This is a genomic window from Burkholderia sp. LAS2 (assembly GCF_018417615.1).
In the GTDB taxonomy this organism is placed as follows: domain Bacteria; phylum Pseudomonadota; class Gammaproteobacteria; order Burkholderiales; family Burkholderiaceae; genus Burkholderia; species Burkholderia sola.
Map to the genome: position 1 here is coordinate 881,267 of NZ_CP071053.1, position 25,172 is coordinate 906,438.

At 67.1% G+C, this 25,172-nt stretch carries 22 protein-coding genes; 14 read left to right on the forward strand and 8 right to left on the reverse strand.

Annotation, left to right across the window (positions count from 1 at the left end; all coding sequences use genetic code 11):
* The first annotated feature begins 331 nt into the window (after nucleotides 1–331).
* From mqo to dbpA, 3 genes are all read left to right on the forward strand, one after another.
* Nucleotides 332–1,975: a malate dehydrogenase (quinone) gene (gene mqo, locus JYG37_RS24360; RefSeq protein WP_502775991.1), complete on the forward strand. Its 1,644-nt coding sequence runs from the start codon at nucleotides 332–334 to the stop codon at nucleotides 1,973–1,975.
* Nucleotides 1,976–2,261: 286 nt separating this feature from the next.
* Entirely contained in the window at nucleotides 2,262–2,459 is a 198-nt protein-coding gene (locus JYG37_RS24365) for a hypothetical protein (RefSeq protein ID WP_006483193.1), read from the forward strand.
* Nucleotides 2,456–3,853, forward strand: coding sequence for an ATP-dependent RNA helicase DbpA (dbpA, locus tag JYG37_RS24370; RefSeq protein WP_124556785.1), 1,398 nt, complete (start codon nucleotides 2,456–2,458; stop codon nucleotides 3,851–3,853). Before JYG37_RS24365 ends, dbpA begins: the two co-directional genes overlap by 4 nt.
* A 53-nt stretch (nucleotides 3,854–3,906) precedes the next feature.
* On the opposite strand, the gene JYG37_RS24375 is transcribed toward dbpA, so the two are convergent.
* Complete coding sequence (locus tag JYG37_RS24375) at nucleotides 3,907–4,731, reverse strand: phosphate/phosphite/phosphonate ABC transporter substrate-binding protein (protein WP_213346604.1); 825 nt, start codon at nucleotides 4,729–4,731, stop codon at nucleotides 3,907–3,909.
* Nucleotides 4,732–4,974: 243 nt separating this feature from the next.
* Here JYG37_RS24375 and JYG37_RS24380 point away from each other — a divergent pair, with 243 nt between their 5' ends.
* Nucleotides 4,975–6,000 (forward strand): fatty acid desaturase, encoded by a 1,026-nt coding sequence (locus JYG37_RS24380; RefSeq protein ID WP_213346605.1) that lies wholly within the window; start codon nucleotides 4,975–4,977, stop codon nucleotides 5,998–6,000.
* 175 nt (nucleotides 6,001–6,175) lie between these two features.
* Complete coding sequence (locus JYG37_RS24385; RefSeq protein ID WP_213346606.1) at nucleotides 6,176–7,378, forward strand: benzoate/H(+) symporter BenE family transporter; 1,203 nt, start codon at nucleotides 6,176–6,178, stop codon at nucleotides 7,376–7,378.
* Between the two features lie 21 nt (nucleotides 7,379–7,399).
* On the opposite strand, the gene JYG37_RS24390 is transcribed toward JYG37_RS24385, so the two are convergent.
* The 3 genes from JYG37_RS24390 to JYG37_RS24405 all read right to left on the reverse strand — a co-directional run bounded on the left by JYG37_RS24390 (nucleotide 7,400) and on the right by JYG37_RS24405 (nucleotide 10,706).
* The gene (locus JYG37_RS24390) at nucleotides 7,400–8,287 is read right to left on the reverse strand and encodes an NmrA family NAD(P)-binding protein (RefSeq protein WP_213346607.1); all 888 of its coding nucleotides are present in this window, start codon (nucleotides 8,285–8,287) and stop codon (nucleotides 7,400–7,402) included.
* 136 nt (nucleotides 8,288–8,423) lie between these two features.
* Entirely contained in the window at nucleotides 8,424–9,347 is a 924-nt protein-coding gene (locus JYG37_RS24395) for an AraC family transcriptional regulator (RefSeq protein ID WP_213346608.1), read from the reverse strand.
* 405 nt (nucleotides 9,348–9,752) lie between these two features.
* The gene (locus tag JYG37_RS24405) at nucleotides 9,753–10,706 is read right to left on the reverse strand and encodes a LysR family transcriptional regulator (protein WP_034203040.1); all 954 of its coding nucleotides are present in this window, start codon (nucleotides 10,704–10,706) and stop codon (nucleotides 9,753–9,755) included.
* A 100-nt stretch (nucleotides 10,707–10,806) separates the two neighbouring features.
* Between JYG37_RS24405 and JYG37_RS24410 the strand changes: the two genes are divergently transcribed.
* The 3 genes from JYG37_RS24410 to JYG37_RS24420 all read left to right on the forward strand — a co-directional run bounded on the left by JYG37_RS24410 (nucleotide 10,807) and on the right by JYG37_RS24420 (nucleotide 14,728).
* Nucleotides 10,807–12,165, forward strand: a complete 1,359-nt coding sequence (locus JYG37_RS24410; protein ID WP_213346609.1) for an NAD(P)/FAD-dependent oxidoreductase — start codon at nucleotides 10,807–10,809, stop codon at nucleotides 12,163–12,165.
* Between the two features lie 326 nt (nucleotides 12,166–12,491).
* A complete protein-coding gene (locus tag JYG37_RS24415) occupies nucleotides 12,492–12,926 on the forward strand; it encodes an HAD family hydrolase (RefSeq protein ID WP_050017113.1) in 435 nt (144 codons plus the stop codon).
* A gap of 182 nt (nucleotides 12,927–13,108) precedes the next feature.
* Nucleotides 13,109–14,728 (forward strand): histidine-type phosphatase, encoded by a 1,620-nt coding sequence (locus JYG37_RS24420; RefSeq protein ID WP_213346610.1) that lies wholly within the window; start codon nucleotides 13,109–13,111, stop codon nucleotides 14,726–14,728.
* A gap of 74 nt (nucleotides 14,729–14,802) precedes the next feature.
* On the opposite strand, the gene JYG37_RS24425 is transcribed toward JYG37_RS24420, so the two are convergent.
* Nucleotides 14,803–15,333 carry a YcxB family protein gene (locus tag JYG37_RS24425; protein WP_089489973.1) on the reverse strand — a complete coding sequence of 177 codons (531 nt, stop codon included), beginning with the start codon at nucleotides 15,331–15,333 and terminating at the stop codon, nucleotides 14,803–14,805.
* A 335-nt stretch (nucleotides 15,334–15,668) separates the two neighbouring features.
* Between JYG37_RS24425 and JYG37_RS24430 the strand changes: the two genes are divergently transcribed.
* Nucleotides 15,669–15,977 carry a hypothetical protein gene (locus tag JYG37_RS24430; protein ID WP_050017116.1) on the forward strand — a complete coding sequence of 103 codons (309 nt, stop codon included), beginning with the start codon at nucleotides 15,669–15,671 and terminating at the stop codon, nucleotides 15,975–15,977.
* Between the two features lie 22 nt (nucleotides 15,978–15,999).
* Here JYG37_RS24430 and JYG37_RS24435 read toward each other — a convergent pair whose 3' ends face one another.
* Nucleotides 16,000–16,296, reverse strand: coding sequence for a hypothetical protein (locus tag JYG37_RS24435; RefSeq protein ID WP_050017117.1), 297 nt, complete (start codon nucleotides 16,294–16,296; stop codon nucleotides 16,000–16,002).
* 425 nt (nucleotides 16,297–16,721) lie between these two features.
* Here JYG37_RS24435 and JYG37_RS24440 point away from each other — a divergent pair, with 425 nt between their 5' ends.
* On the forward strand, nucleotides 16,722–18,326 hold the full coding sequence (locus tag JYG37_RS24440) for an EAL domain-containing protein (RefSeq protein WP_089490026.1): 1,605 nt from the start codon (nucleotides 16,722–16,724) through the stop codon (nucleotides 18,324–18,326).
* An 18-nt stretch (nucleotides 18,327–18,344) separates the two neighbouring features.
* Here the strand turns inward: JYG37_RS24440 and JYG37_RS24445 are convergent, their stop codons facing one another.
* On the reverse strand, nucleotides 18,345–18,716 hold the full coding sequence (locus tag JYG37_RS24445) for a hypothetical protein (RefSeq protein WP_050017157.1): 372 nt from the start codon (nucleotides 18,714–18,716) through the stop codon (nucleotides 18,345–18,347).
* A 209-nt stretch (nucleotides 18,717–18,925) separates the two neighbouring features.
* On the opposite strand from JYG37_RS24445, the gene kdgT reads away from it, so the two are divergent.
* The 4 genes from kdgT (at nucleotide 18,926) to JYG37_RS24465 (ending at nucleotide 24,156) form a co-directional block, all read left to right on the forward strand.
* Nucleotides 18,926–19,945, forward strand: a complete 1,020-nt coding sequence (gene kdgT, locus JYG37_RS24450) for a 2-keto-3-deoxygluconate transporter (protein ID WP_050017119.1) — start codon at nucleotides 18,926–18,928, stop codon at nucleotides 19,943–19,945.
* 139 nt (nucleotides 19,946–20,084) lie between these two features.
* Nucleotides 20,085–20,381, forward strand: coding sequence for a hypothetical protein (locus JYG37_RS24455; protein WP_050017120.1), 297 nt, complete (start codon nucleotides 20,085–20,087; stop codon nucleotides 20,379–20,381).
* A gap of 79 nt (nucleotides 20,382–20,460) precedes the next feature.
* Nucleotides 20,461–22,845 (forward strand): DNA polymerase II, encoded by a 2,385-nt coding sequence (locus JYG37_RS24460; protein ID WP_209939475.1) that lies wholly within the window; start codon nucleotides 20,461–20,463, stop codon nucleotides 22,843–22,845.
* Between the two features lie 180 nt (nucleotides 22,846–23,025).
* Nucleotides 23,026–24,156, forward strand: a complete 1,131-nt coding sequence (locus tag JYG37_RS24465; RefSeq protein ID WP_176016735.1) for a J domain-containing protein — start codon at nucleotides 23,026–23,028, stop codon at nucleotides 24,154–24,156.
* A 51-nt stretch (nucleotides 24,157–24,207) separates the two neighbouring features.
* Here JYG37_RS24465 and JYG37_RS24470 read toward each other — a convergent pair whose 3' ends face one another.
* Nucleotides 24,208–25,113, reverse strand: coding sequence for a LysR family transcriptional regulator (locus JYG37_RS24470; RefSeq protein ID WP_050017138.1), 906 nt, complete (start codon nucleotides 25,111–25,113; stop codon nucleotides 24,208–24,210).
* Between the last annotated feature and the right edge of the window lie 59 nt (nucleotides 25,114–25,172).

Below are 25,172 nucleotides of genomic sequence, written 5' to 3' on the forward strand. Positions count from 1 at the left end.
TTATATTACGCGCCCCTTGCCACCCCGCCCCCGCAAAACGCGTCGCGCGCGGCATCGGTCAACGCAGCCTGAAGCGCCGTCCGCTCAGGCTTGCCGCCAGAGCCCCGGCGCGTGGCACACCGTCGCGACGCAGGCGCTTGCCTGCTCTCGGGAAGCCGATCCGAAGGTGTCCTTCCGAATGGCTTCGCGTGCGCAAATGCAACGGCGCGCAGCGCCGGTCCGGAATTCCGGATTCGCGATCCGGATCTCCGGACCCGTGTTTCGGCGCAACGGAACCGCACGCCGGGCGGCATGGCAAACCGATGCATCCAAGTTGAAAAAGGGATCTGCTGTGATCAAAACGTTACGGGTAATACTGTCGGCGCTCGCGCTGTGCATCGCGACAACGTCCGCGCACGCCGCCGATACGAAGAAGGTCGATGTCCTGCTGGTGGGCGGCGGCATCATGAGCTCGACGCTCGGCGTCTGGCTGCACGAACTCCAGCCCGACTGGTCGATGACGATGGTCGAGCGCCTCGACGGCGTCGCTCTGGAAAGCTCGAACGGCTGGAACAACGCCGGCACCGGCCATTCGGCGCTCGCCGAGCTGAACTACACGCCGGAGAAGGCGGACGGCAAGGTCGACATCTCGAAGGCGATCGAGATCAACGAATCGTTCCAGATCTCGCGTCAGTTCTGGGCCTGGCAGGTGAAGCAAGGCGTGCTGAAGAACCCGCACTCGTTCATCAACTCGACGCCGCACATGAGCTTCGTGTGGGGCGACGACAACGTCCGCTTCCTGAAGAAGCGCTACGAAGCACTGCAGGCGAGCCCGCTGTTCCGCGGGATGCAGTATTCGGAAGACTACGACCAGATCAAGCAATGGGTGCCGCTGATGATGGAAGGTCGCGACCGCAGCCAGAAGGTGGCCGCGACGTGGACGCCGATCGGCACCGACGTGAACTTCGGCGAGATCACGCGCCAGTTCGTCGGCTACCTGAAGACGCAGCCGAACTTCACGCTGTCGCTGTCGAGCGAAGTGCGCGAGATCTCGCGCAACGCCGACGGCACGTGGCACGTGTCGTGGGTCAAGCTGCATTCCGACGAACCTGCGCAGTCGGTCGACGCGAAGTTCGTGTTCATCGGCGCGGGCGGCGGTGCGCTGCATCTGCTGCAGGCGTCGGGCATCCCCGAAGCGAAGGACTACGGCGCGTTCCCGGTCGGCGGCTCGTTCCTCGTGACCGACAACCCCGAAGTCGTGAAGCAGCACCTCGCGAAGGCCTACGGCAAGGCGTCGGTCGGCTCGCCGCCGATGTCGGTGCCGCACCTCGACACGCGAATTATCGACGGCAAGAAGATCATCCTGTTCGGGCCGTTCGCGACGTTCTCGACCAAGTTCCTGAAGAACGGCTCGTATTTCGACCTCGCGAAGAGCACCAACCTGCACAACGTCGCGCCGATGATGCGCGTGGGCGTCGACGAATTCCCGCTGGTGCAGTACCTCGCCGGCCAGTTGATGCTGACCGACGACGACCGCTTCAACGCGCTGAAGGAATACTTCCCGAACGCGAAGAAGGAAGACTGGCGCCTGTGGCAGGCCGGCCAGCGCGTGCAGATCATCAAGCGCGACCCGGTCAAGGGTGGCGTGCTGAAGCTCGGCACCGAGATCGTCGCATCGCAGGACGGCAGCATCGCGGGCCTGCTCGGCGCGTCGCCGGGTGCGTCGACGGCCGCGCCGATCATGCTGAACCTGATGAAGAAGGTGTTCAAGGACAAGGTCGCGACGCCCGAGTGGCAGCAGAAGATTCGCCAGATCGTGCCGAGCTACGGCACCAAGCTGAACGACAGCCCGGCGAAGGTCGTCGAGGAATGGACGTACACCGCCGACGTGCTGCAACTGTCGCCGCCGCCGAAGATCGACCTCGGCGTGCCGTCGCAGGCCACCGGCGCCGCACCGGCCCGTCCGGCGAAGGCGTCGGCCGACATGGCGCTGTAACGCGCCCGACGCCGCGCAACACCGCGCGCGGCACCCGCGGCACCGTTATGCCGCCCGACACGGCCGCCCTCCGGGGCGGCCGTTTTTCCTGGTGCGCGCCGGGCGGAGGCACCGGCTTCCGCTAGAATTGCGGCACGCGCGACCGCGTCGCCGCCCGATCCATCACCCGCATCGACACAACCCGAGCCACCGCCGGTGCGGCCCGCGCCCGAGCCGCGCGAGCGCCGCCCGCCGTGGCCGCGCCCGCCCGGGCGCGCCATCAACCGAATTCAGCTGGAGAAAGACCGTGTTTACCTGCCGAAACCAGAGCTGCGGCACGCAGTGGGAACAGTCCGACGTCGTCATCAAGGACGAAGGCCAGGGGCTGCTGTTCCGCTGCCCGCTATGCGGCGCCCGCAACTATCTCGAACGTTTCGAGGACGACGAAGGCAACGTCGTCTACGAGCAGATGGAAGGCCGCCCCTACCTCGGAGACCTGTCTTGACCCAACCGACCGCCACGCCGTTCAGCGCGCTGCCGCTGACGCCCGCCACGCTCGCGAACCTCGCGCAGCTCGGCTATGTCGACATGACGCCGATCCAGGCCGCGAGCCTGCCGATCGCGCTGGCCGGCCAGGACCTGATCGCGCAGGCGAAGACGGGCAGCGGCAAGACCGCGGCGTTCTCGCTCGCGCTGCTCGCGCGCCTCGACGTGCGCAGCTTCGACGTGCAGGCGATGATCCTGTGCCCGACGCGCGAGCTCGCCGACCAGGTCGCGCAGGAAGTGCGCCGCCTCGCACGCGCCGAGGAGAACGTGAAGGTGCTGACGCTGTGCGGCGGCACGCCGATGCGCCCGCAGGCGCAAAGCCTCGAGCACGGCGCGCATATCGTCGTCGGCACGCCGGGCCGCATCATGGATCACCTCGATCGCGGCAACCTGAAGCTCGACGCGCTGAACACGCTGGTGCTCGACGAAGCCGACCGGATGCTCGACATGGGCTTCTTCGACGACATCGCGAAGGTCGCGCGGATGTGCCCGACGACGCGCCAGACGCTGCTGTTCTCCGCGACCTATCCGGACGGCATCGCGAAGCTGAGCCAGCAGTTCCTGCGCAATCCGAAGGAAATCAAGCTCGCGGAACGCCACGACGACAGCAAGATCCGCCAGCGCTTTTATGAAGTGACCGAGGACGAGCGGCTGCATGCGGTCGGCCAGTTGCTGAACCACTACCGGCCGGTGAGCACGATCGCGTTCTGCAACACCAAGCAGCAGTGCCGCGACCTGCTCGACGTGCTGCACGCGCAGGGCTTCCACGCGCTCGCGCTGCACGGCGAGCTCGACCAGCGCGAGCGCGACCAGGTGCTGATCCAGTTCGCGAACCGCAGTTGCTCGGTGCTGGTGGCGACCGACGTCGCCGCGCGCGGGCTCGACATCGCGCAGCTCGAGGCGGTGATCAACGTCGACGTGACGCCCGACCCGGAAGTGCACGTGCACCGCATCGGCCGCACGGGCCGCGCGGATCAGGACGGCTGGGCGCTGAGCCTCGCGAGCATGGACGAGATGGGGCGCGTCGGCGCGATCGAGCAGGCGCAGAAGCGCGAAGTCGAATGGCATCCGCTCGCCGAGCTGAAGCCGGCGGACGACAGCGTGCTGCTGCCGCCGATGGAAACGCTGCAGATCCTCGGCGGGCGCAAGGACAAGATCCGCCCGGGCGACGTGCTCGGCGCGCTGACCGGCGACGCCGGGTTCGACGGCAAACAGATCGGCAAGATCAACGTGACCGAGTTCTCGACCTATGTCGCGATCGAGCGCGGCGTCGCGCGCGACGCGCTGCGCAAGCTCAATGCGGGGAAGATCAAGGGCAAGCGGGTCAAGGTCCGCTTGATGGACGAGGAGTAAGCGGGCTGCGGCGCGGGCGGTCGCAGCCAGCACCGCCGTGCGCCGCTCCCGCGTCACGCGAGTTCGGGATAGCCATACGCGGCGGCTTCCCGCTCGAATCGCGCAATCGTGTCGTAGTCGGCCGGCGACAGCCGGTCGAACCCCTTCAGCCTCAGCACGCGGGCCCGCTCCGCATCGACGGCGACCGCGCGATCGAGCGCATCTTGCAACGCGGCGACCTTCGCGTCGGGCAACGCCCGCGATGCGACGAACGGCAAGCCCGGCGCGGATGCCGTCGCGCCGATGATCCGGATGTCCTTCAGCAGATCGGGCAACGCGTCGCGCACATACGCGAACGTCACGCAATCGATCGCCGCGCAATCGGCTTCTCCCGACGCCAGCGCACGCAGCACGTTCAGGTGCGACCCGAACGGCGTGACCGAGCCGAAGAACCGTCCGTCGTGCGCATGCGGCGCGACCGCGTGCCGGAAGGCGTTCATCCCGCTGTGCGAATCCTCGCCGTTGAAGGCGGCCCGCAACCCGCGGCAGGCAGCGAGCGTCGTCGCGCCGCCCGCATGCACGCGCGCCGACACGACCAGCACGCTGCTGTAGCGCGCACCGTCGCAACCCTCCGCGTCGAAAACGGGGGTCGCAACCAATCGCACGACGTCGCGCAAGCCGAGCATCCGGTACGGGTAGCCGCAGGTCTGCGACAGCAGCAGATCGTCGCGCCGCCACAGCGCCTGCAGGTCGTCGAACGGCGCGTCGGGCAGCATGACGTCGGCAGGCCCGCCCGCGTTCGCGAACGCATCGAGCGCATCGCGCAGCAGCGCGCGCCACAGCACGGCGTGGCGCGGCGTCACGTTGTACATCGGCAGGACTGCGATCCAGGGTTTCATGCGGGGATTTTACGCGTCGGCGGCGGCCCGGATGCTTATCGGCCGCAACGCGATAAGCAAATGCGAATCGATTGGTTGGCGTAGCCGCGCCGCCTCGGTACCGTTCGAATGCCTGCCGGCGCGCCGTCGTGCGCGATGCCGGGCGGGCCGACCGTGATCCGCGAGACACCAGCGCACCCGGGCCGAGCGCCCCGGTTCCATCGCTCGTTCCCCGCACTGCCCGATCCATCCTGCCTCAACGCCATGGCCGAATACTTCGACGTCGACCACGCGCGCGCGATCGCCGCGCTCGACGCCCGCTTCACCGCCCGCACCGAGTGGCTGACCTGGCTGCTGGTCGTGGTCATCTACGGCGGCTGGCTCGCCGTGCTGCTGCTCGTGCGCGAAGGACACCTGTCGCTCGCCGCCGCGACGCCGCCGCTGATCCTGCTCGGCGCGTGGCACCTGTCGCTGCAGCATGAACTGCTGCACGGCCATCCGACGCGTTCCGCCTTCGTGAACAAGCTGCTCGGCTATCCGCCGCTGACGATCTGGTATCCGTACACGCTGTATCGCGACACGCACCTCGAGCATCACCGCGACGAAGACCTGACCGTGCCGGGCATCGATCCCGAAACGAACTATGTGACACGTGAACGCTGGGCGCGGCTGCCGCGCTGGCGCCGGGCGCTGACGGTGGCGCGCAAGACTTTCGTCGGACGCATCGCCGTCGGGCCGCCGCTCGCCATCGCCGCGACGTTCCGCGATGCGTTCGCCGCGTTCCGGCGCGGCGACTTCCGCTATCTGCCGATGTGGGTGACCCATGCCGCGTGCGTGGCCGCGCTGCTCGCGTGGCTGCAATGGGCGATCGGCGTGCCGTGGTGGTACTACCTGCTGGCCGTCACGTGGCCCGCGCTGTCGCTTGCGATGATCCGCTCGCTGTATGAGCATCGCGCCGCCCCGCATCCGAAGGCGCGCATCACGATCAACGAAGCCGGCTTCGCGATGCGGCTGCTGTACCTGAACAACAACTATCACCTCGTCCATCACGACCTGCCGAAGCTGCCGTGGTACGACCTGCCGCGCGCATACCGGATGCGGCGCGACGCGTATGCGCGGAAATGCGGCGGCTTCGTGATCCGCGGCGGGTATCGCGCGCTGCTCGCGCGCCATGCATGGACGCCGACCGATTCGCCCGTGCATCCGTTCGACGAGGGCACGGCATCGCTGTCGACGGGCAGCGGGATCAAGGTGGCGGTGGTCGACAGGGTGTTGCAGATCAGTACCTGACGTCAGAAGTTTCCGCGTTTCGGCACCCATCCTTACGAAAAGCCGACACCGCCGATCGTCGTCCGCGAATTGCCAATTGCGTCGGCAATGCGCAGAATGGCGGCTCATCCGGGGCTTCCGACCATCATTCGTCCCGGCTCCGCCGCACGGCCGCGCGCCGCCTTCCCCGACGACGATGCAACCCAACACCCCACCCGGCGCGATCCGCGCGCTCGGCAACGACTGGTCCGTTTCCGCGATCACCGCAGGCTTCCTCGCGGTCCTGATTTCCTACGCGGGCCCGCTCGCGATCTTCTTCCAGGCCTCGCAGGCCGCGCATGCGTCCAATGAAATGATGTCGTCGTGGGTCTGGGCGATCTCGATCGGCGCGGGCGTGTCAGGGCTGTTCGCGAGCTGGAAGCTGAAGGTGCCCGTCGTCACCGCGTGGTCGGCGCCGGGCACTGCGCTGCTCGTCGGCCTGTTTCCGCAACTGACGCTCAACCAGGCCGTCGGCGCTTACATCACGGCCGCGCTGATCATCCTGGCGATCGGTGTCTCCGGTTATTTTGACCGGCTCGTGCGCCACATCCCGCGCGGCATCGCGTGCGGGATGATGGCCGGCATCCTGCTGCCGTTCGGCATGCATGCGTTCTCCGCCGCGACCGCGCAGCCGGTGCTCGGTTTCGGGATGATCGCGGCGTACGTGATCTTCAAGCAGCTGCTGCCGCGCTACAGCATCGTGCTCGTGCTGCTGACGGGCGCCGCGCTCGCGACACTGCTCGGGATGACGGATCTCGGCAACGTGTCGCCGAGCCTCGCGCGGCCGATCTTCATCACGCCCGAATGGACGCTCGGCACGACGCTCAGCCTCGCGCTGCCGCTCGTCGTCGTCAGCCTCACCGGACAGTTCCTGCCGGGGATGACGATTTTGCGCGTGTCCGGCTATCACACGCCGGCGCGCCCGATCATCACGGCGACCAGCGTGATGTCGCTGGTGGTCGCGTGCTTCGGCGGAATCACGATCGTCGTCGCGGCGATTACCGCGGCGCTCTGCACCGGCAAGGACGCGCACGAGGATCCCGCGCGGCGGTACGTCGCCGGGCTCGCGAACGGCGCGTTCTACCTGATCGGCGGGCTCTTCGCGGGGACGATCGTCACGCTGTTCTTCGCGCTGCCGAAGGCGTTCGTCGCGATTCTCGCGGGGCTCGCACTGATCGGTGCAATCGGCGCGAACGTGCATGGAATCTTCGAGGATGAGAACCACCGCGAAGCGTCGGTGATCACGTTCCTCGCGACCGCGTCGGGGATGACGTGGCTCGGGCTCGGGTCGGCGTTCTGGGGGATCGTGATCGGGTCGGTGGCGTATGGGGTGTTGAACAAGATGCGCAGGCCCGCGTGATGCGCGCCGCGCCCCCTTCACTCAACGCGCATGCTTGCGCACCAGTTGCGCAAGCGCTTCCTCCAGCGTCGTCGTCCCGTACACCCGCTCCGACACGTCGGCCTCGACATCGATCCGCCCGGCGTTGTGCACGTCGTACAGATCGACGATCAGCTGTGCATGACGCTCGCTGAGCCCTGCGCGCAGCAGCGTCGCGTTCCACGTGTCGCGCGGCAACTCGTGCGCGACGATCGAGCGGCCCGCCGCCGCGCCCAACGTATCCGCGATCGCCGTCACGCTCACCCGCCGCGGCCCTTCGACGCTGACGATGCGCGGCCCGCGCCCGCCTTCCGGTGCATCGAGCAGCAGCCGTGCCGCGACGACGCCCACATCGGGCGCCCAGACCGTCGGAAATACCTTGTCGACCGGATGGTGAAAGCTCGGCAGCACGCCGGTGCCGAGCGCGACCGGCAGCACGCGCGCCCAGTTCTGCAGATGCTCGGCCGAGCGCAGCAGCGTAAGTTGGGTGGGGATCGTCTTCAGCCGCTCCTCGAAGTCATGGAACAGACGCGTGATACCCGTATTGCCATCAAGCTCCGCGCCGTAGTCCGACAACGCGAGCAGCGCCGGCGGCGGGTTCGCGGCGAGCGCGGCGGTCGCTGCATCGATCGCCCGTGTCATCGTCGCGGCCGGATCGGCGTCGGCCGTCGGCACCGGGCACAGCATCTGCACGGCCTGCGCGCCGTCGATCGCCGCGGCGATCGCATTCGCGTCCGTCAGGTCCGCGATCGCGACTTCGCAGCCAAGCTGCACGAAACGTTCACTATGGCGTGCGTCGCGCAGCACCGCGCGCACGGAATGGCCTGCGTTGCGCAAGATCGTCACGGTCGACAGGCCGACGTTGCCGGATGCTCCGAAGATCACGAACACGATTCGCTCCTGGGGGATGAAAGTGCTGTGATTGTCGGCAGGCGCGACCGGAAAGGCGCGCACGGAGGGATGAATCGAGCAGGAAAGGATGACGGGATGCGAGCGCGGGTACGGCCCGCGCGTCCGTCCGCGCGCGCTAGCGACGTGGAGGCTTCGTGCCATCCTCGCCGTCATAGGCAAGCCGCAACCCGCCCCGCGCACCCGACCGCGCGATCTCCGTCGGCGTTGCGCCAAGCACGCGGTTCATCCAGTTCGCCATGTGGCTCTGATGCGCAAACCCGGCTTCCAGCGCGATCTGGCTGATGCTGAGCCGGCCTTCGAGCAGCAGCGCCTTCGCGCGCTCCACCCGGCGCCGCACGACGTACTGGTGCACGGGCATCCCGAGCGTTTCGCGGAACAGCACCTTGAAATGCGGCACGCTGATCGACACGAGCGCCGCGAGTTCGGCCAGCGTCATGCGCCGGTCGAGATTCGCCTCGACATAGTCGATCACGCGCGCCGCGGCCTTCGGCGCCAGCGTGCGCCTGCGTTCGCGAAACGCAGGCTGGCCGTCGACCAGCCGCGCGACGAGCGCCGTGCACAGGCTTTCCGCGTAGAGCGGATCGGATGCGTCTTCCGCTTCGAGTTCCGCGGCCATCGCCCACGCGATGTGCTGCAGCCGCGGGTCGCGCACCTGCAGCCGCCGGCGGATCTGCCCGTGCGACGGCTTCAGTTCGAGCTGTTCGACGGTGCGCCGCACGAAGGTGTCGCTGAGCGCGATGTGCAGGATCCGGCAGTCGGCGCTGTCGGTCCACTGGCCGGGCAGGCCGGCCGGAATCACGTCGACGTCGCCGTGCGCCTGGATGCGCGACACGCGCTCGCCGTCGCACACGCAATCCGCGCGCACCGGCGCGCCGATATGCACGCCGATCCGGTGATGCTCGGCCGCCGGAATCCGGTACGTGCCCGCGCGAATTTCCAGCAGCGATGCGCCGAAGCCGCGCCAGCCGAGCCCGCGGCTGGAGCGCAGGCTGACGGGGACGCCGTTGTCCGTCGGCGCGGCAAGAATCGGATCGCTCATTGATGGTCTCCACCAGATCAGGTGCCGAACGCGCATTGTGACGCGTTTCGGGCCGGCGTGCCGGCCCTGCGCGGCCGCCGCCGAATCAAGAAAGATCATCCGTTTCTGCTCGGGACGATCCTTGCGTGCGCGCCGGCGGGCGCCGCGAAGCCTACGATCGCCTCATCCGACACCTACGGAGCTCCGTCATGCCCCATTACTGCCCGCTACGCGCGACGTTCATCGCGCCCTCGCCTTCCGCCGCTCGCGCTCCATCCGGCCCCGACTCCCGCAACCGCCGCACCGCCATCGCCATGTGGTGCCTGCGCGTCGTCGGCTGGTACCGGCTCGAACGGCTGCTCGCGTCGATTCCGGACAGCAACGACGACTTCGGGCTCGTCTGACCGGCCGGTCGATACACTCCATCTATTTGCGCCGCCGCTCGTGCGACGCCACCGTCGCGCCGTCGATCACCGGCGCGCCCTGCTTGATCAGGAAGTCGCGGAACAGCCCCGTCACCTGCGAGATCCGCCGGTCGGCGAGCGTGACGACATACCATTCGCGCTCGATCGGGTTGCCGGGAAACGGCAATTGCCCGAGCAGCCCGGTGCGCAGTTCGAGCGCACACGCGTGCAACGACAGGAAGGCGACGCCGAGGCCCGCTTCGGCCATCTGCTTGATTGCCTCGTTGCTGGACAGTTCGGATCCGACATGAAAGCGATAGCCCGCGTTCTTGAACAGGCTCTCGACGGTCGAGCGCGTACCCGCGCCGCGTTCGCGCACGAGCAGGTGCGCGGATTCGAGATCCTTCAGCGCGACGCGCTTGCGCTGCATCAGCGGATGGCCGGGCGCCGCGACGAACACCATCGGGTGCTTCGCGAACTCGACCGCGTGCGTGCGCAGCTCCTTCGGCGCGCTGCCCATCACCGCGAGATCGATTTCATGCGTCGCCAGCATACGGATGATGTCGTCGCGGTTGCCGACCTTGAAATACGTCTTCACGTGCGGACGCGTCGCGGTGAATTTGACGAGCAGCGGCGGGATCAGGTATTCGGCCGTCGTGATCGCGCCGATCCGCAGCGTGCCGCCGAGATCGCCGGTCAGCGCGGCCACTTCGTCGCCGGCCTCGCTCCACAGGTGCAGGATCTCGCGCGCGTAGCGCGCCACGATCTCGCCGGCGGCGGTCAGCTGCACGCCGCGTCCCACCCGCTGCAACAACGCGGCGCCCACGGCCTCTTCGAGCAGGCGAACCTGCAGCGACACGGCCGGCTGCGTCAGGTTCAGCTCCTCGGCCGCGCGCGACACGCTGCCGAGCCGCGCGATCATGTCCAGCGCCTTCAACTGCCGGAACGTCGCGGTCTTTCCTATAAGTGAATACATATGAGTCGCTTATAAACATTAAATTGTTCGACTGGGTACGAAACTATATCGTCGGTTCTTGAGCAATGTCATCCGAATCGTCATTCAGCGGGAGCCCAACATGGACAACACCACGCCCACCCTTGCAATGGACCGCGCACCGCGCCTGCCGCACATCGTGATCGTCGGCGGCGGCGCCGGCGGCCTGCAGCTCGCGACGCGTCTCGGCGATACGATCGGACGCCGCGGGCAGGCCGAGATCGTGCTCGTCGACCGCTATCCGACGCACTTCTGGAAGCCGCTGCTGCACGAAGCCGCATCGGGCCATCGCGATCCGGCGTCCCACACGATCGAATACGCAGCGCAGGCGAAGCGCCACGGCTTCCGCTTCGTGCAGGGCGCGCTGCAGTGGGTCGACCGCGCGGCGCGCACGGCGACGATCGCGGCCGTGCACGATGCGGACGGCACGGAAATCCTGCCGCAGCGCTCGCTGGACTATGACGATCTCGTGCTGGCGGTCGGCAGCGTGACGAACTTCTTCAATGTGCCGGGCGCCGAGCGCCATGCGCTGCCCCTCGAAAACCTCGACCAGGCCGAGGATTTCCGCCGCAAGTTCCTTTCCGCCTGCACGAAGGCGAATCACGTCGCCGAGCAGCAGCCCGCGCGGCGCGCGGCGCCGATCTGCATCAACGTGATCGGCGCGGGCGCGACGGGCGTCGAACTGGCCGCAGCGCTGCGGCACGCGATCCAGCAATTGACGACGTACCGCTTCAAGGCGCTGGTGTCCGCGCGCGACGTGCACATCCGGCTGATCGAAGGCGGCCCGCGCATCCTGCCGGCGCTCGACGAACGGCTGTCCGGCAAGATGCACGCGCAACTGCGCGCGCTGAACGTCGACGTGCTGACCGACACGCGCGTGGCGGAAGTCGGCGCGGACGCCGTGACGACGGCGACCGGCGAACGCCTCGCGAGCGACATCACGATCTGGGCGGCCGGCGTCGCGGGCCCCGCGATGCTGCGAAACATCGGCGACATCGCGCTCAACCGGTCGAATCAGGTGATCGTGACCGACACGCTGCAGACGCCCGACGATCCGCACGTGTACGCGTTCGGCGACTGCGCCGCGTGCCCGTCGACCGGTGCAAGCGGGTGCCTGCCGCCGCGTGCGCAAGTCGCGCACCAGCAGGCCGTGTATCTGGTCAACGCGTTCGCGCGCCGCATCGCCGGCAAGCCGGTGGCCGGCTTCACGTTCCACGACGCGGGCACCGTCGTGTCGCTCGGGCAGGCGGGCGCCGTGTACCAGGCGGACATCGGCGTGCGCTCGCGCTCGCTGATCGTCGACGGGCTCGCGGCGATCGGGCTGTACAAGTTCCTGTATCGCAAGCACCTGTTCAGCGTGGTCGGCGCGAAGCGCGCGCTGTTCCAGTCGCTGAGCCACTGGCTGCAAAGCCGTAACCAGCCGTCGATCAAGCTGCATTGATCGCACCTGTTCGCGCACGGCATTGCAACGCGGCATATCGGGCCGGCATCGCTCGATATGTCGTTTTTTTATATGCCTATGCTCGATGCATTCACCATGCGCGCCACGCTGGTGCATCACGTTGAACGCCGTCGACACGATTCCATTCATGCGGGGCATGCCGCGCGACACGCAGCCCGCGCCCGCTCTGGCTTGCCGCCCCATTCATTAGTCGAATCGTATGAGTCGGCTAAAAATATTAATTGGTCGCGTTTTCCGGATCGACGCTAAGGTGTGTGGCATTCCCGTCGGCGAACGGATCATCACGTTTCTGAAAAGGAATCACCGTGGTCATCGAAGCCATCGTCACCCGTCTCGACGCAGCATTCGCGCAGATCGAAGCAACCCCGGATTCGCGAGAGTCGCGCCATCAGCGCGACGCGATCATCCAGTGGCTCGACCGCGCATCGGAAGAAGGCTATCGACTCGGTCTCGTCACAACGCTGCCGGCCGCGCGGCTCAACGACATGTTCGAAGGCCAGTTCGGCCGCGCGAACCTCGACCGCTTCTCGGTCGTCGTCACGGACACCAATCAACAGGACTCCCGATCGAATCAGCATCCGTTCGATGTCGCGCTGCAAGCGCTCGGCGTGCCGCGCGAGCGCGCGGTCGGGATCGCGAGCAGCGAACCGGAACGCCGTGAAGCCGAGCATTTCGGGCTGTCGCGCTGCGTGAACATCACCGATACAGTGCGCTCGATCGCATCGGCCGGGCTGCACTGAACGCCCGCACACGGGCCGGCCGTGGCCGGCCATCATCGTCGATTCGGCGGCAATCCGACAATTGTCCGACCGCATTCTGACATTCTGCTGTCAAAGTCGCTTGCAACACTTCGGGGCTCGACTACTTTCCCCAGAAGACGGGACGACGCACATGCGCTTCGTCCCGTCCGTTGCCCGTCACGATGACACGCCCGACCCGCACCGCCGCCGCCCTCGCGATTGCCTGCCTGTTGCTCGCCGCTTGCGGCGGTGAAGATTCGACACCGCCCGCTGCGTCGGCCGGCAACAACGGCACGACGCCCGCACCGCAGCCGCAGCCCACGCCGACTCCGGCACCCGCGACCTACTACCAGACGAAGACGCCGTACCGCCCGCAGCAGGACGCCGCGACGTACGAAGCGCCGCCGGCCGGCTACGCGCCCGTCTATACCGAACTCGTCGCCCGTCATGGCTCGCGCGGGCTGTCGGGCTTCAAATACGACGGCGCGATCTACGCGATGCTGGTCAAGGCCGAGGCCGACGGCGCGCTGACGCCGCTCGGCGTGCAGCTCAAGGCCGACACGTACGCGATGATGAAGGCCAATGCGCTGCTCGGCTACGGCGTACAGGGCATCTCGACACCCGGGTACGGCAACCTCACGCAAACCGGCATCCGCGAACATCAGCAACTTGCCGCGCGTCTCGCGCAGCGGCTACCCGCGCTGTTCGCGGCGGGCAACCGGCAGGTGGTCGTCGTCAACTCGGGTCAGGATCGCGCGGTCGACAGTTCGACGTATTTCTCGGCGGCACTGGTTGCCGCGCAGCCGGCGCTGGCGCCGGCCATCACGCTGCCGGCCGCGCCGGCCGGCTATCCGGCGAGCGCACCGGTCGCGCAGCCGGCCGGCACCAACCGCTTCCTGCTGTATTTCCATTCGCTGAAGCCGGCCACCGATCTCGTGACCGACACGAGCGATCCGTACTACGCGACCTATCAGGCGAGCCAGGCGTACCAGACCTATGCAAACGACGCGACGGTGGCCGCGAAGCTGAAGGCGATCAAGGCCGCGCCGCAGGCCGCCGACGTCGCGCAAACGGTGCTGTCCGCGCTCGTGTCGCCGGCCTTCATCGCGAAGCTCGGCGCCGACGGCTACACATTCGCGAACACCGGCACCTATGCGTTCACGTCGACGGATGGCAAGTTCACCAACACGCTGAAAGGCGACGGCAAGACGAAGATCGCGACCGCCGTCGATGCGGTGAACGTGCTGTACAACCTGCTGCAGGTGGCGCCGGCCATGACCGCGGAAACCGGCGGCGTCACGATGGAAAAGTACATCGGCGCGGAGCAGGCGCAGTATCTCGCGTATCTGCAGGATGCCGAGGACTACTATCAGAAGGGGCCCGGCATCCAGGAAGCGAACCCGGTGACGTACCGGATGGCGAAGGTGCTGCAGGACGATTTCTTCGGCGAAGTCGACGCGATCGCGCGCGGCGACCTGACGCACGCCGCGAAGCTGCGCTTCACGCATGCGGAGATCGTGATTCCGTTCGCGTCGATCATGAACCTGAAGAACGTGTTCGTGCCGACGCCTCAGGCGCAGACGTACACGTATGCGAACAATCCGTGGCGCGGCGACCAGGTGTCGCCGATGGCCGCGAACATGCAGTGGGATGTCTATCGCAACGGATCGCGCCTCATCGTGAAGATGCTGTACAACGAGCGCGAGACGGATTTCCAGGCCGCGTGCGACGGCGCGAAGATCGCGCCGGACAGCCACTTCTACGACTACGCGGGGTTGAAGCAGTGTTACGGGTATCAGTGATGGGATGCGCGGGGCCTCCTGGCCGCAAGCGCGCGTCGAAACCCGGACGGCGCAGGCCGTCCGGCCACGGCCCGCTAGACTTTGTGCACGCCGTTCTGAAGCAGCACTCGATACAGGAATGCCACTTGTCCGTCGTTCAGCACGCGCTTCGGTACCACGCGGAACATCACCGATGACTGATACAGCAGGATCATTTGACGATCCTCGCTCCAGTGAATGAGATCCGCGTAGTGAATTTCGTCGCGCGAAGTCGGCGTTTCGACAATGAACCGGTCGCCTTGGAAAATGACCGTGTGAACCTGATGAAGCGTCCTTTGCTGGTCGTAAATCTTGCGACCTGCGCGCGGCAGTATCAGATGATTCAGGATGGGCACGCCGATCGCGACGACAGCCGCGATTCCCGCGGCCATCCAGACATAGCGCCATTCCGGAAAATGTCCGCTTGCTATCCGGACGCCGCCGACCAGCAGGACGATGTACACGATCGCACCGATCGCAAATGACTTGAGCAGGTATTTCCAGTTGTACCTGCGCCAAAGATGCAGGCGGTAGGCGTGGACGAGATCGTCCGCGGTTATTTGAAAAACGACTTCGGTATCGCTCATGGGCGGGCTCGGAACGCTCTCTGGTTCTTGTAATTGCTCTGGACGCTTCGCCGCGAGCACCGCGCTCGGGCGGGTTGGCAGTGCGCGCGCACAGAGACGTGCAAACGAAGCGGCGCGATATCGCCGGCCGATCGATGCACGGCGACAATATACATGCGTGGAACGACACCCGTGCGGCGAGTCGCCGCGGCAGTGGTGCGGCCTGCGGCGAGCGGCAGACGCGGACGGCCGGCATTGTACGCGACCAGCAGTCTGTTCGGGGAAGTGACTCGCATGTTGCGCCCACGAACTCACGGCGGCTCGCATGGTCGAACGTGCATCGCCGGAGAACCCTCATGAAACGCGTCGCCCTTGCCGCTGCCCTGACCCTGTTTGCCACCATCGGCGTGTCCGCGCCGGCCTTCGCCGGTGCGTCCTCCGGCATCGCGCCGGTTCCGGTTCAGGCCTACGCGAAAAATTGCGTGCCGTCGCGGGATGCCGCGCAAGGCGCCCATTCGCCGTCCAGCGCGCCGCCGATCCGCGTCTGCGTCGGCGATTCCGATACGCAGTTGAACCTGCCGTGGTTCGTGACCGATGTCCTCACCGCCGTGGACACGCACCAGTCGCCCAGCGGCCTGCTCCACAAGATGCGCAACGACTTCTGACGCGCCGCCGGCACCGCATCGTTCATGGCTCGTCGGGGCGCGTCAGCACCTGGATGAACGTGCCGACGATGCCGGCCCACATCGCGGGGTCGGCGATGCGCGCCAGCAACCCCCGCAATTCCCGTCGCTCTCTTTCCGACAGCACGCCGTGCGCGCCGCGGATGCTGTCGTAACGCGGCGTACCGCGCGACGCGAGCGCGCGATCGAGCGAATAGTCGCGGGCCTCCCCGTCCACCGAAATCCGGATCCACAGCGAACCGCCGTCCGCCGCGGCGGCGCCATCGGTCACGATGACCGTCGGTGTGGCATTTTCTTTCATCGCAACGCTCCGGTTTGACGCGCTGGCGGCAAATTGCCGACCACGGCGCCCTATTGAAATGTTTCTTTTCGAGACGCAATCCCGAAACATCATCAATTTTTAGACAACGATATTACGTAATGGCGCGCCGCATCTTATACTTGCCACGCACCATCCTCGTGCCAAGAGACGGTGTCTTTTGTCCCGGCTGCACGCACCGTGCGGCCGGGGCTTTTTTCGGTACGTTACATCGAGATACATGCCGAATGTGCGCATGTTCTTAAGGAATGCTGCCAGATGAATGGCTGATCGCGACTGGCCGAGCGGATGCCGTCGCGACGCCCGACTCGATCGGCGTCCCGAAACCGGCGCGCAAGCCGCATGGTCCGAATCAGGCATGCGGCTTGCGCGCCGTCGGCGCACCGACCGGTTCGACTTGCCACGCCATGCGTACAACACCAAAGGCAACCGCGGGATTACGGGCGCTCCCGCCCGGCTCGACGCATCTTTTCCACCGCGGCGGCGCGTGGCCGCGCGTCGTCCTTTTCGCCGCCGTGATCATTTGCGTGCTCGTGCCCGCGTTCGCGATCGTGCTGGCCGACCGCTACGCCCGCGATACCGTCACCGCGCATGAGCGCGCCGTGGCCCACGACATCGTGGCTTCCGTGGACCGCATCCTGGACGGCGTGCGCCTCCGCCACGCGGACGAGCTGACCGCGCTGGTCGGACAGCCGTGCGCGACGGTGTTCCGGACGCTGGCCGAAGTGGGCACTCGCCTGCGCTATCTGCGTGCGGTCGCGCTGGTGAACGACGGCCGCGTCATATGTTCGTCGGCGCTCGGCTCGATCGACGTGCCGCTCGTCAAGTATGCGCGCGAGCCCGAACCGGGATCGATGACCGTCACGCTGCTGCGCCAGACGGCGTTCCAGCGCGGCATTCCGGTGCTGTACGCATTCCGCGCCACTGCGCGCGGCGCGGGCGTCCTGTACCTGATCGAAGGCGACTACGTGGCCGACGCGCTCGCCCTCGGCACCGCCAACGGGGCGGAAACGGCCACGCTGTCGATCGCGGGGTCGGGCCGCCTCGATCAGCACGGGACGTTCGCGCCGGACACGGACGCCGGCCCCACGGGCGGCAGCACGATTGCGTCGCAGCGCTGGCCGTTCAAGGTGTCGGTCGTCGCATCGGCGCGCTACGCGTCACAGGTCCAGCGCCACGACCGGCTGATTTGCGCGACGATCGTCCTGCTGGCCGACAGCCTCGTGATGGCCGCCTACCTGCTCGCGATGGCGCCGCGGCGGCTGTTGCTGAAGGCCGTGCGCCACGCGCTCAGGCGCAACGAATTCCATGTCGTATACCAGCCGATCGTCGACGTGCAGACGCGCAGGACGGTCGGCGTCGAGGCGCTGCTGCGCTGGCACCATCCGAAGTGGGGGGCCATCAGCCCGGCCGTGTTCATCCCGCAGGTGGAATCGAGCACGCTGCTGCCGAAGGTCACCGAATTCGTGTTGCGCACGGCGGTGTCCGAGCTGACCGCGCTGACGCCGTCCGCGCCGCTGCGCATCGCCGTGAACGTGGCGCCGCGGGATCTCGAGCGCGCGCGGTTCGTGGCCGTCGTCGAGGAAACGATCCGCGCGCTGCCGCCCGGCTTCACGCTGGTGCTCGAAGTCACCGAGCGCATCCTGCTCGAGAAGAACGCGCGCACCACCGAGATCTTCCAGGCGCTGCGATCCAAAGGCGCGAAGTTCGCGATCGACGATTTCGGCACGCATCACAGCAATCTCGACATGCTGTCGCGCTTCCCTTTCGACTACGTGAAGATCGATCGACAGTTCGTCTCGCAACTGGACAGCGGCAGCGAGAAGCTGATCGAAGGGATCGCGACCGTCGCGCACCACTACGGCATGAAGATCATCGCGGAAGGCGTGGAGACGGAAACCCAGCATCGCGCGCTGCATGCGGTCGGGATCCAGTACGCGCAGGGATACCTGTACCAGCGGCCGCTGCGCGCGAAGAACCTGAAGCGCGACGTCGCATGGGCGACGGTGTAGCGGCGACGCCGAAGGCGACTACTGCGCGCCGTATTGACCGCCGACGCGCACGCGATCCTGCTCGACCCATCCTTCGACGTCGTCGCCGGTCTTGCCGTTCACGTACATGATGTTGTACCAGCGCCCGTGCGACTTGTAGACGGTCACCGAATCGCCAGGAACGATGAAGGTACGCTTCGTGATGCACTGCGCGTCGGGCGCAGAGTAGAAATACGCGCGCCCCGTGCCGACGACCGTGCCGGACGCCGGCGGCCGGAAGTTGTCGTCCGGGCCGCTCGTGGCCGCGTCGAGCTTCCCGCAATCGACCGCGCTCTTTGCGTGCGCGCCGTTCGCGCCCACGCTCGCACCGACCACCAGCATCGCGATGCCGATGCGCATCGTCGTTTTCATCTTCATCATTCGCCCGCTACGCCCTATCGTTTTCTCGGTTTGCCGGTTCGCGGCCGGCACTCGCTCAATCCTGCGCGACGGTCGTCGCTTCCGGATGATACGACGACCATCGAAACGCATAAAAACGGACCACCGTTCCGAATCATGTCCTATAGTCAGTCAGCAGACATCATTCGACAACGGGACGCATCGACGTCCACGGAGGAGACGTGAAGCTGAAACAGGCCATCGACCGCATTCCGGGCGGGCTCATGCTGGTCCCGATGCTGCTGGGCGCGTGCGTGCACACGTTCGCCCCGAACGCCGGGAAGTACTTCGGCTCGTTCACCAACGGCCTGATCGCGGGCACGGTGCCGATCCTCGCCGTCTGGTTCTTCTGCATGGGCGCGACGATCGACCTGCGCGCGACGGGCGTCGTGCTGCGCAAATCGGGCACGCTGCTCGCGACGAAGATCGTGGTCGCATGGCTCGCGACGCTGATCGCCGCGCGGTTCATCCCCGACGACGGTATCCGCACGGGCCTGTTCGCGGGCCTGTCGCTGCTCGCGATCACGACGTCGATGGACATGACCAACGGCGGCCTCTATGCGGCCGTGATGCAGCAATACGGCACCAAGGAAGAAGCCGGTGCGTTCGTGTTGATGTCGATCGAATCGGGGCCGCTCGTCAGCATGCTGATTCTCGGCGCGGCCGGCGTCGCGGTGTTCGAGACGCGGCTTTTCGTCGGCGCGGTGCTGCCATTCCTGATCGGCTTCACGCTCGGCAATCTCGATGTGCAGCTGCGCGACTTGTTCGGGCGCTGCGTCCATCCGCTGATCCCGTTCTTCGGCTTCGCGCTCGGCAACGGCATCGATCTGAACGTGATCGCGAAGAGCGGGCTGCCGGGTATCGCGCTCGGGCTCGCGGTGATCGTCGTGACGGGCGTGCCGTTGATTCTGGCGGACAAGTTCCTGGGCGGCGGCAACGGGACGGCCGGGCTGGCCGCGTCGTCGACGGCCGGCGCCGCGGTCGCGAACCCGGCGATCATCGGCGAGATGATCCCGAAGTTCAAGCCGATGGTGCCGGCGGCGACGGCGATCGTCGCAACCGCGTGCCTCGTGACGGCGATTCTCGTGCCGATTCTGACGGCGATGTGGGCGAAGCGGGCGGCGAGGGTGTCGGGGGTGCCGATGCAGGTCGCCGCGCGCTCGTCGCCGGGACGGGCGATCGAGCATGAGGGGCATGTTTGAGGGGGCGCCGGTTCGAGTCTGGCCTCAGGCACCGCACATCCTGGCGTCTGCCAGCCATGATCCCGCAAACGCTCACCTTCATGTAGGCTCCGGAAGCCGGCTCACGTCGCCCAGGCCGGCGTTTTCCGGAGCGCTTTTCATGCCCACTGCCGTCCTGCTGCGGACAAACCATTCGCACCTCTACCCGGGCAGCATCGTGACGCTCGACCGCGATGCGCCGCGCACCGCCCAGCCGCATCCCGCCGTCATCGAATTCGCGGACGGCTCCGGCGCCGCCGCGACACTGTCCCGCGTCGGCGACGATACCCTTGAACTCGCGGTAGACGAATACGTCACGCAGAAGCGCAATACGATCGCCGCGCGCCGCTGGTTGCTGCAGCCGATCGATGCGGCCCAGACGGGATGGCGCGTCGCGCTCCGCCTTCCTGCCACCTGATGCCAGATGGCCGCCGCCGGCGCGAAGCGCTTCCAGGCGCTAAAATCCGCCGCCTGGGCATCCACGACGAGCAAGCGTTTTGACGGCGTTCGAGCAGGGTTTCATCCTCACCCGCCACTGGCGGGACACCGCATCCGGCATCGAGATCGAGTTCTGGCTGGCAACCGAACACGGTCCGCGCCGCGTACGGTTGCGCCCGCAGGAAGCCGTCGCGTTCATTCCGGCCGAACAGCAGGCGCTCGCCGAACGCACGCTGGCCGGCGAGCGCGAAGCCGAGTTGCGCCCGCTCGCGCTGCGCGACTTCCGGCAGCGCCCCGTCGTCGGCCTCTATTGCAAGCGCTATCGCCATCTGTCCGGGCTGCAGAAGCGGCTCGCCGCCGCCGGTGTCGACGTCTACGAAGCCGACGTGCAGCCGCCCGACCGCTACGCGATGGAGCGCTTCATCACGGCGTGCGTGCAGTTTCGCGGGCAACCCGGCCCCGACGGCACGCTCACCGGCGGCGAGCTGAAGCCCGCAACCGGTTACCGCCCGACGCTCCGCTGCGTGTCGCTCGACATCGAAACCAGCGTCCACGGCGAGTTGTACTCGATCGCGCTCGAAGGCTGCGGGCAACGACAGGTCTACATGCTCGGGCCGCCGAACGGCGACGCAAGCGGCAGCGCAGGCGCCTTGGACTTCAACCTCGACTACTGCGACAGCCGCGCCACGATGCTCGCGCGGCTCAACGACTGGTTCGACGAGCACGAGCCCGACGCGGTGATCGGCTGGAATCTCGTGCAGTTCGACCTGCGCATCCTGCACGCGCACGCGGAGCAATACGGCGTGCCGCTGAAACTCGGGCGCGGCGGCAGCGTGCTCGACTGGCGCGCGCACGGTCAGCAGCCCGACCACTTCTTCGCGGGCGCGGCCGGCCGGCTGATCCTCGACGGCATCGACATGCTGAAATCCGCGACGTGGACCTTCCCGTCGTTCAGCCTCGAATACGTGTCGCAATCGCTGCTCGGCGAAGGCAAGTCGATCGACAATCCGTACCAGCGGATGGACGAGATCCAGCGCCGCTTCGATCACGACAAGCCCGCGCTCGCGCGCTACAACCTGAAGGATTGCGAGCTCGTCACGCGCATCTTCGACAAGGCCGACCTGCTGTCCTTCGCGCTCGAACGCGCGAGCGTCACGGGGCTGGCTGCCGATCGCACCGGCGGGTCGGTCGCGGCGTTCACGCACCTGTACCTGCCGCGCATGCATCGACTCGGCTATGTCGCGCCGAACCTCGGCGACGTGACGGGGCAGAACAGCCCCGGCGGCTTCGTGATGGATTCGCGCCCCGGGCTGTACGACTCGGTGCTCGTGTTCGACTACAAGAGCCTCTATCCGTCGATCATCCGCACGTTCCTGATCGATCCGGTCGGCCTGATCGAGGGGCTCGCGCATCCCGGCGACGACGCATCGGTGCCCGGTTTTCTCGGCGCGCGTTTCTCGCGCACCGCGCACTGCCTGCCCGACATCGTGCGGCGCGTGTGGGAAGGCCGCGACGACGCGAAGCGGCAGCGCAACGCACCGCTGTCGCAGGCGCTGAAGATCATCATGAATTCGTTTTACGGCGTGCTCGGCTCGACGGGCTGCCGCTTCTTCGACCCGCGCCTCGCGTCGTCGATCACGATGCGCGGCCACGAGATCATGCACCGCACGCGTCAACTGATCGAAGCTCAGGGTTACGAAGTGATTTACGGCGATACCGATTCGACGTTCGTGTGGCTCGGCCGCGCGCATGACGACGACGAAGCCGGCGCGAAGGGCCGTGCGCTCGTCGAACACGTGAATCGCTGGTGGCAAGCGCACCTGCGCGAACAGTTCGGACTCGACAGCGCGCTGGAGCTGCAATACGAGCGGCATTACCGCCGCTTCCTGATGCCGACCGTGCGCGGTGCGGAAGAAGGCAGCAAGAAGCGGTACGCCGGCCTCGCGGCGACGGCCGACGGCGGCGAGGACCTCGTGTTCAAGGGGCTCGAAACGGTGCGCACCGACTGGACGCCGCTCGCGCAGCAATTCCAGCGCGAGTTGTACCGGCGCGTGTTCAGGCTCGAACCGTACCAGGATTTCATTCGCGACTACGTACGCCGCACGCTGGCCGGCGAATTCGACGATCAGCTCGTGTACCGCAAGCGCGTGCGCCGGCCGCTGCGCGAATACGAACGGAACGTGCCGCCCCACGTGCGCGCGGCGCGCATCGCCGACGAGTTCAATCATGCGCAGGGCCGGCCGCTGCAGTATCAGCGCGGCGGCTGGATCAGCTACGTGATGACGACGGCCGGCCCCGAGCCGCTTGAAACGATGCGCTCGCCGATCGACTATGCGTTCTACCTGAGCCGCCAGCTTCAGCCCGTCGCCGATGCGATCCTGCCGTTCCTGCGCGACGATTTCGAACGCGTGATCTCCGGGCAGGGGCAGTTGTTCGGCGACTGACGGGCCGATGGGCCGAACGGTGCACCGGGCGCGGATTCCGGCGCGCTGGCCGTGCCCGCCGTGAAGCGCCGACGCGCCGCCGATCGCTGCGGGGAAGCACCCCATTCCGCGCCGCCCCGCAGGCATGCGGCTAAAATACCGGCCTGCCGCGCGTCCCGCCGCGGCCGGAGGACACTCATCATGACCGCACGTCGCGGTGCCGCGGTCGCCATCGCACCCGGCCACGAGACAGCCAGCCTGTCGAAAGCCCAGCAAACCTTCAATGCGCTCGTCGAGCAGATCGAGGCGCGGCGCGAGCGGCTCGGCGCATGGGACGCGGTCATGCCGGCCTTCCAGAAAAAGTTCGTCGACGCGCTGCTGCCGCTCGAACAGGCGTCGACGGCGTTGCGAATCCGGTTGCTCAACCTGCTCGACGACGCGTTCCTGCAGAAAGGTCTGAGCAAAGCCGAGCAGCGCGCGCTATCCGCGCTGATCGCCGACATGGCGCGCGACTTGCTCGGCGTCAGCGACGACGCGACGTTGAAAATCATCTACAACCGGCACTGCCCGTCCGACGACGACGACGGCGCCGCAGCGACGGCCTCCGCACGGACGAAGCCGGAACCGGAAACGGAACCCGCCGCCGAACCAGCGGACGATCTCGACACGCTGTCGCCCGACGAACTCGCCGCCCGCATCCAAGCCGAATTCGACGAACAGTACACGCGCGACATGGCCGCCCACGAGGCCCGCGAAGCCCAACGCGCGAAGCGCAAGAAAGCGCCCCGGCAATCGGCCGCGCAGGCGCGACGCGAAGCCGAGCAGGCCGAATCGAGCAAGTCGCTCCGCGACGTCTATCGCAAGCTCGCCAGCGCGCTGCATCCCGATCGCGAAACCGATCCCGAGGAACAGGCGCGCAAGACCGTGCTGATGCAGCGTGTCAACCACGCGTATGCGAAAGGCAACCTCCTGCACCTGCTGGAGCTGCAACTGGAGATCGAACAGATCGACCGGCGCGCGATCGACGGCCTGAGCGAAGCGCGGCTGACGCACTACAACGGCATCCTGGAGGAACAGCTCCGCGAGCTCGACCAGGAGATCGGGCACGTCGAGAACGATTTCAGGCGAACCTACGGCATCGCGTCGTCCACCAAGGTCGCGCCCGATACGGTGATGCGCATGCTGACGCGCGACATTGCCGGCATGCAGCGCAGCAACCACGACCTGACCGTCGCGCTGCGCGAGTTCGACGATCCGGACAGGGTCCGCGACTGGCTGAAGGACCTGAAGCGCCGGCCCGCAGCGTCGCGCTTCGACGACGATTCGTATTGAGCCATCGAGCCGGCAAGCGCGGGCGAACTTGCGACGCGCACGCCCCACCGTTCACCGCACCTCGCCGATCCCGCCCATCAGCGCCATCAACTGCCCGCGCAGCCACTGGCTGCCCTGATCCTGATCGGCGCTGCGATGCCAGTAGCAGAAGTAATCGAGTCCCGGCATCTCGAACGGCAGTTCCAGAATGCGCGCCGGATAGCGCTGCAGCAGCCGCAGCGGCGCCGTCAGCGCGAGATCGCCGCGCATCGCGATCAGCGGCGCGACCATGTAGTGCTGCACGCGCATCTGGATGTTGCGGCGCAGCCCGAGCCGCGTCAGTTCCGCGTCGACGTGCCCGCTGCCCTTGCGGCGGCTCGATACGTGGATGTGCCCCATCGACAGGTAGTCGTCCAGGGTCAGCGTGTCGCCCTTGAACGGATGATCGTCGCGGATCATGCACGCGTAGCGGTCCTGCACGAGCAGCGCCTGGTGCAGATGCGGATCGCCGATCAGCGGCGCGTCGATCGCGATGTCGACCGAGCCGTTCGCGAGCGCGGTCGCGACCTCGCGGCGGTCCATCGTGTAGCTGCGCACGTGCATGCCGGGCGCATGCGTCTGTAGCAGCTCGCCGAGCGCCGGCAGCAGCAGCGCTTCGGTCAGGTCGCTCATGCTGAGCCGGAACACGCGCTCGGACGAAGCCGGATCGAACACGTCGCCTTCGTGCGCGCTCGAATCGAGCAGTTGCAGCGCCTCGCGCACGCGGCCGACGATGTTCTCGGCCATCGGCGTCGGCATCATCCCGGCCGGCGTGCTGACGAACAGCGGATCGTTCAGCGTCTTGCGCAGCCGCGCCAGCGCGTTGCTGACGGCCGGCTGCGTGAGGTTCAGCACCTCGGCCGCGCGCGTCAGGTTGCGCTTGTTGTAGATCGCCTCGAATACGACGAACAGGTTCAGATCAATCTTCGAAAGGCGCATCGCCGAATCTCCTTGCCGAGATCTTACGGCGGGCGCCATTCGTTCGTCCATGTCGCCCC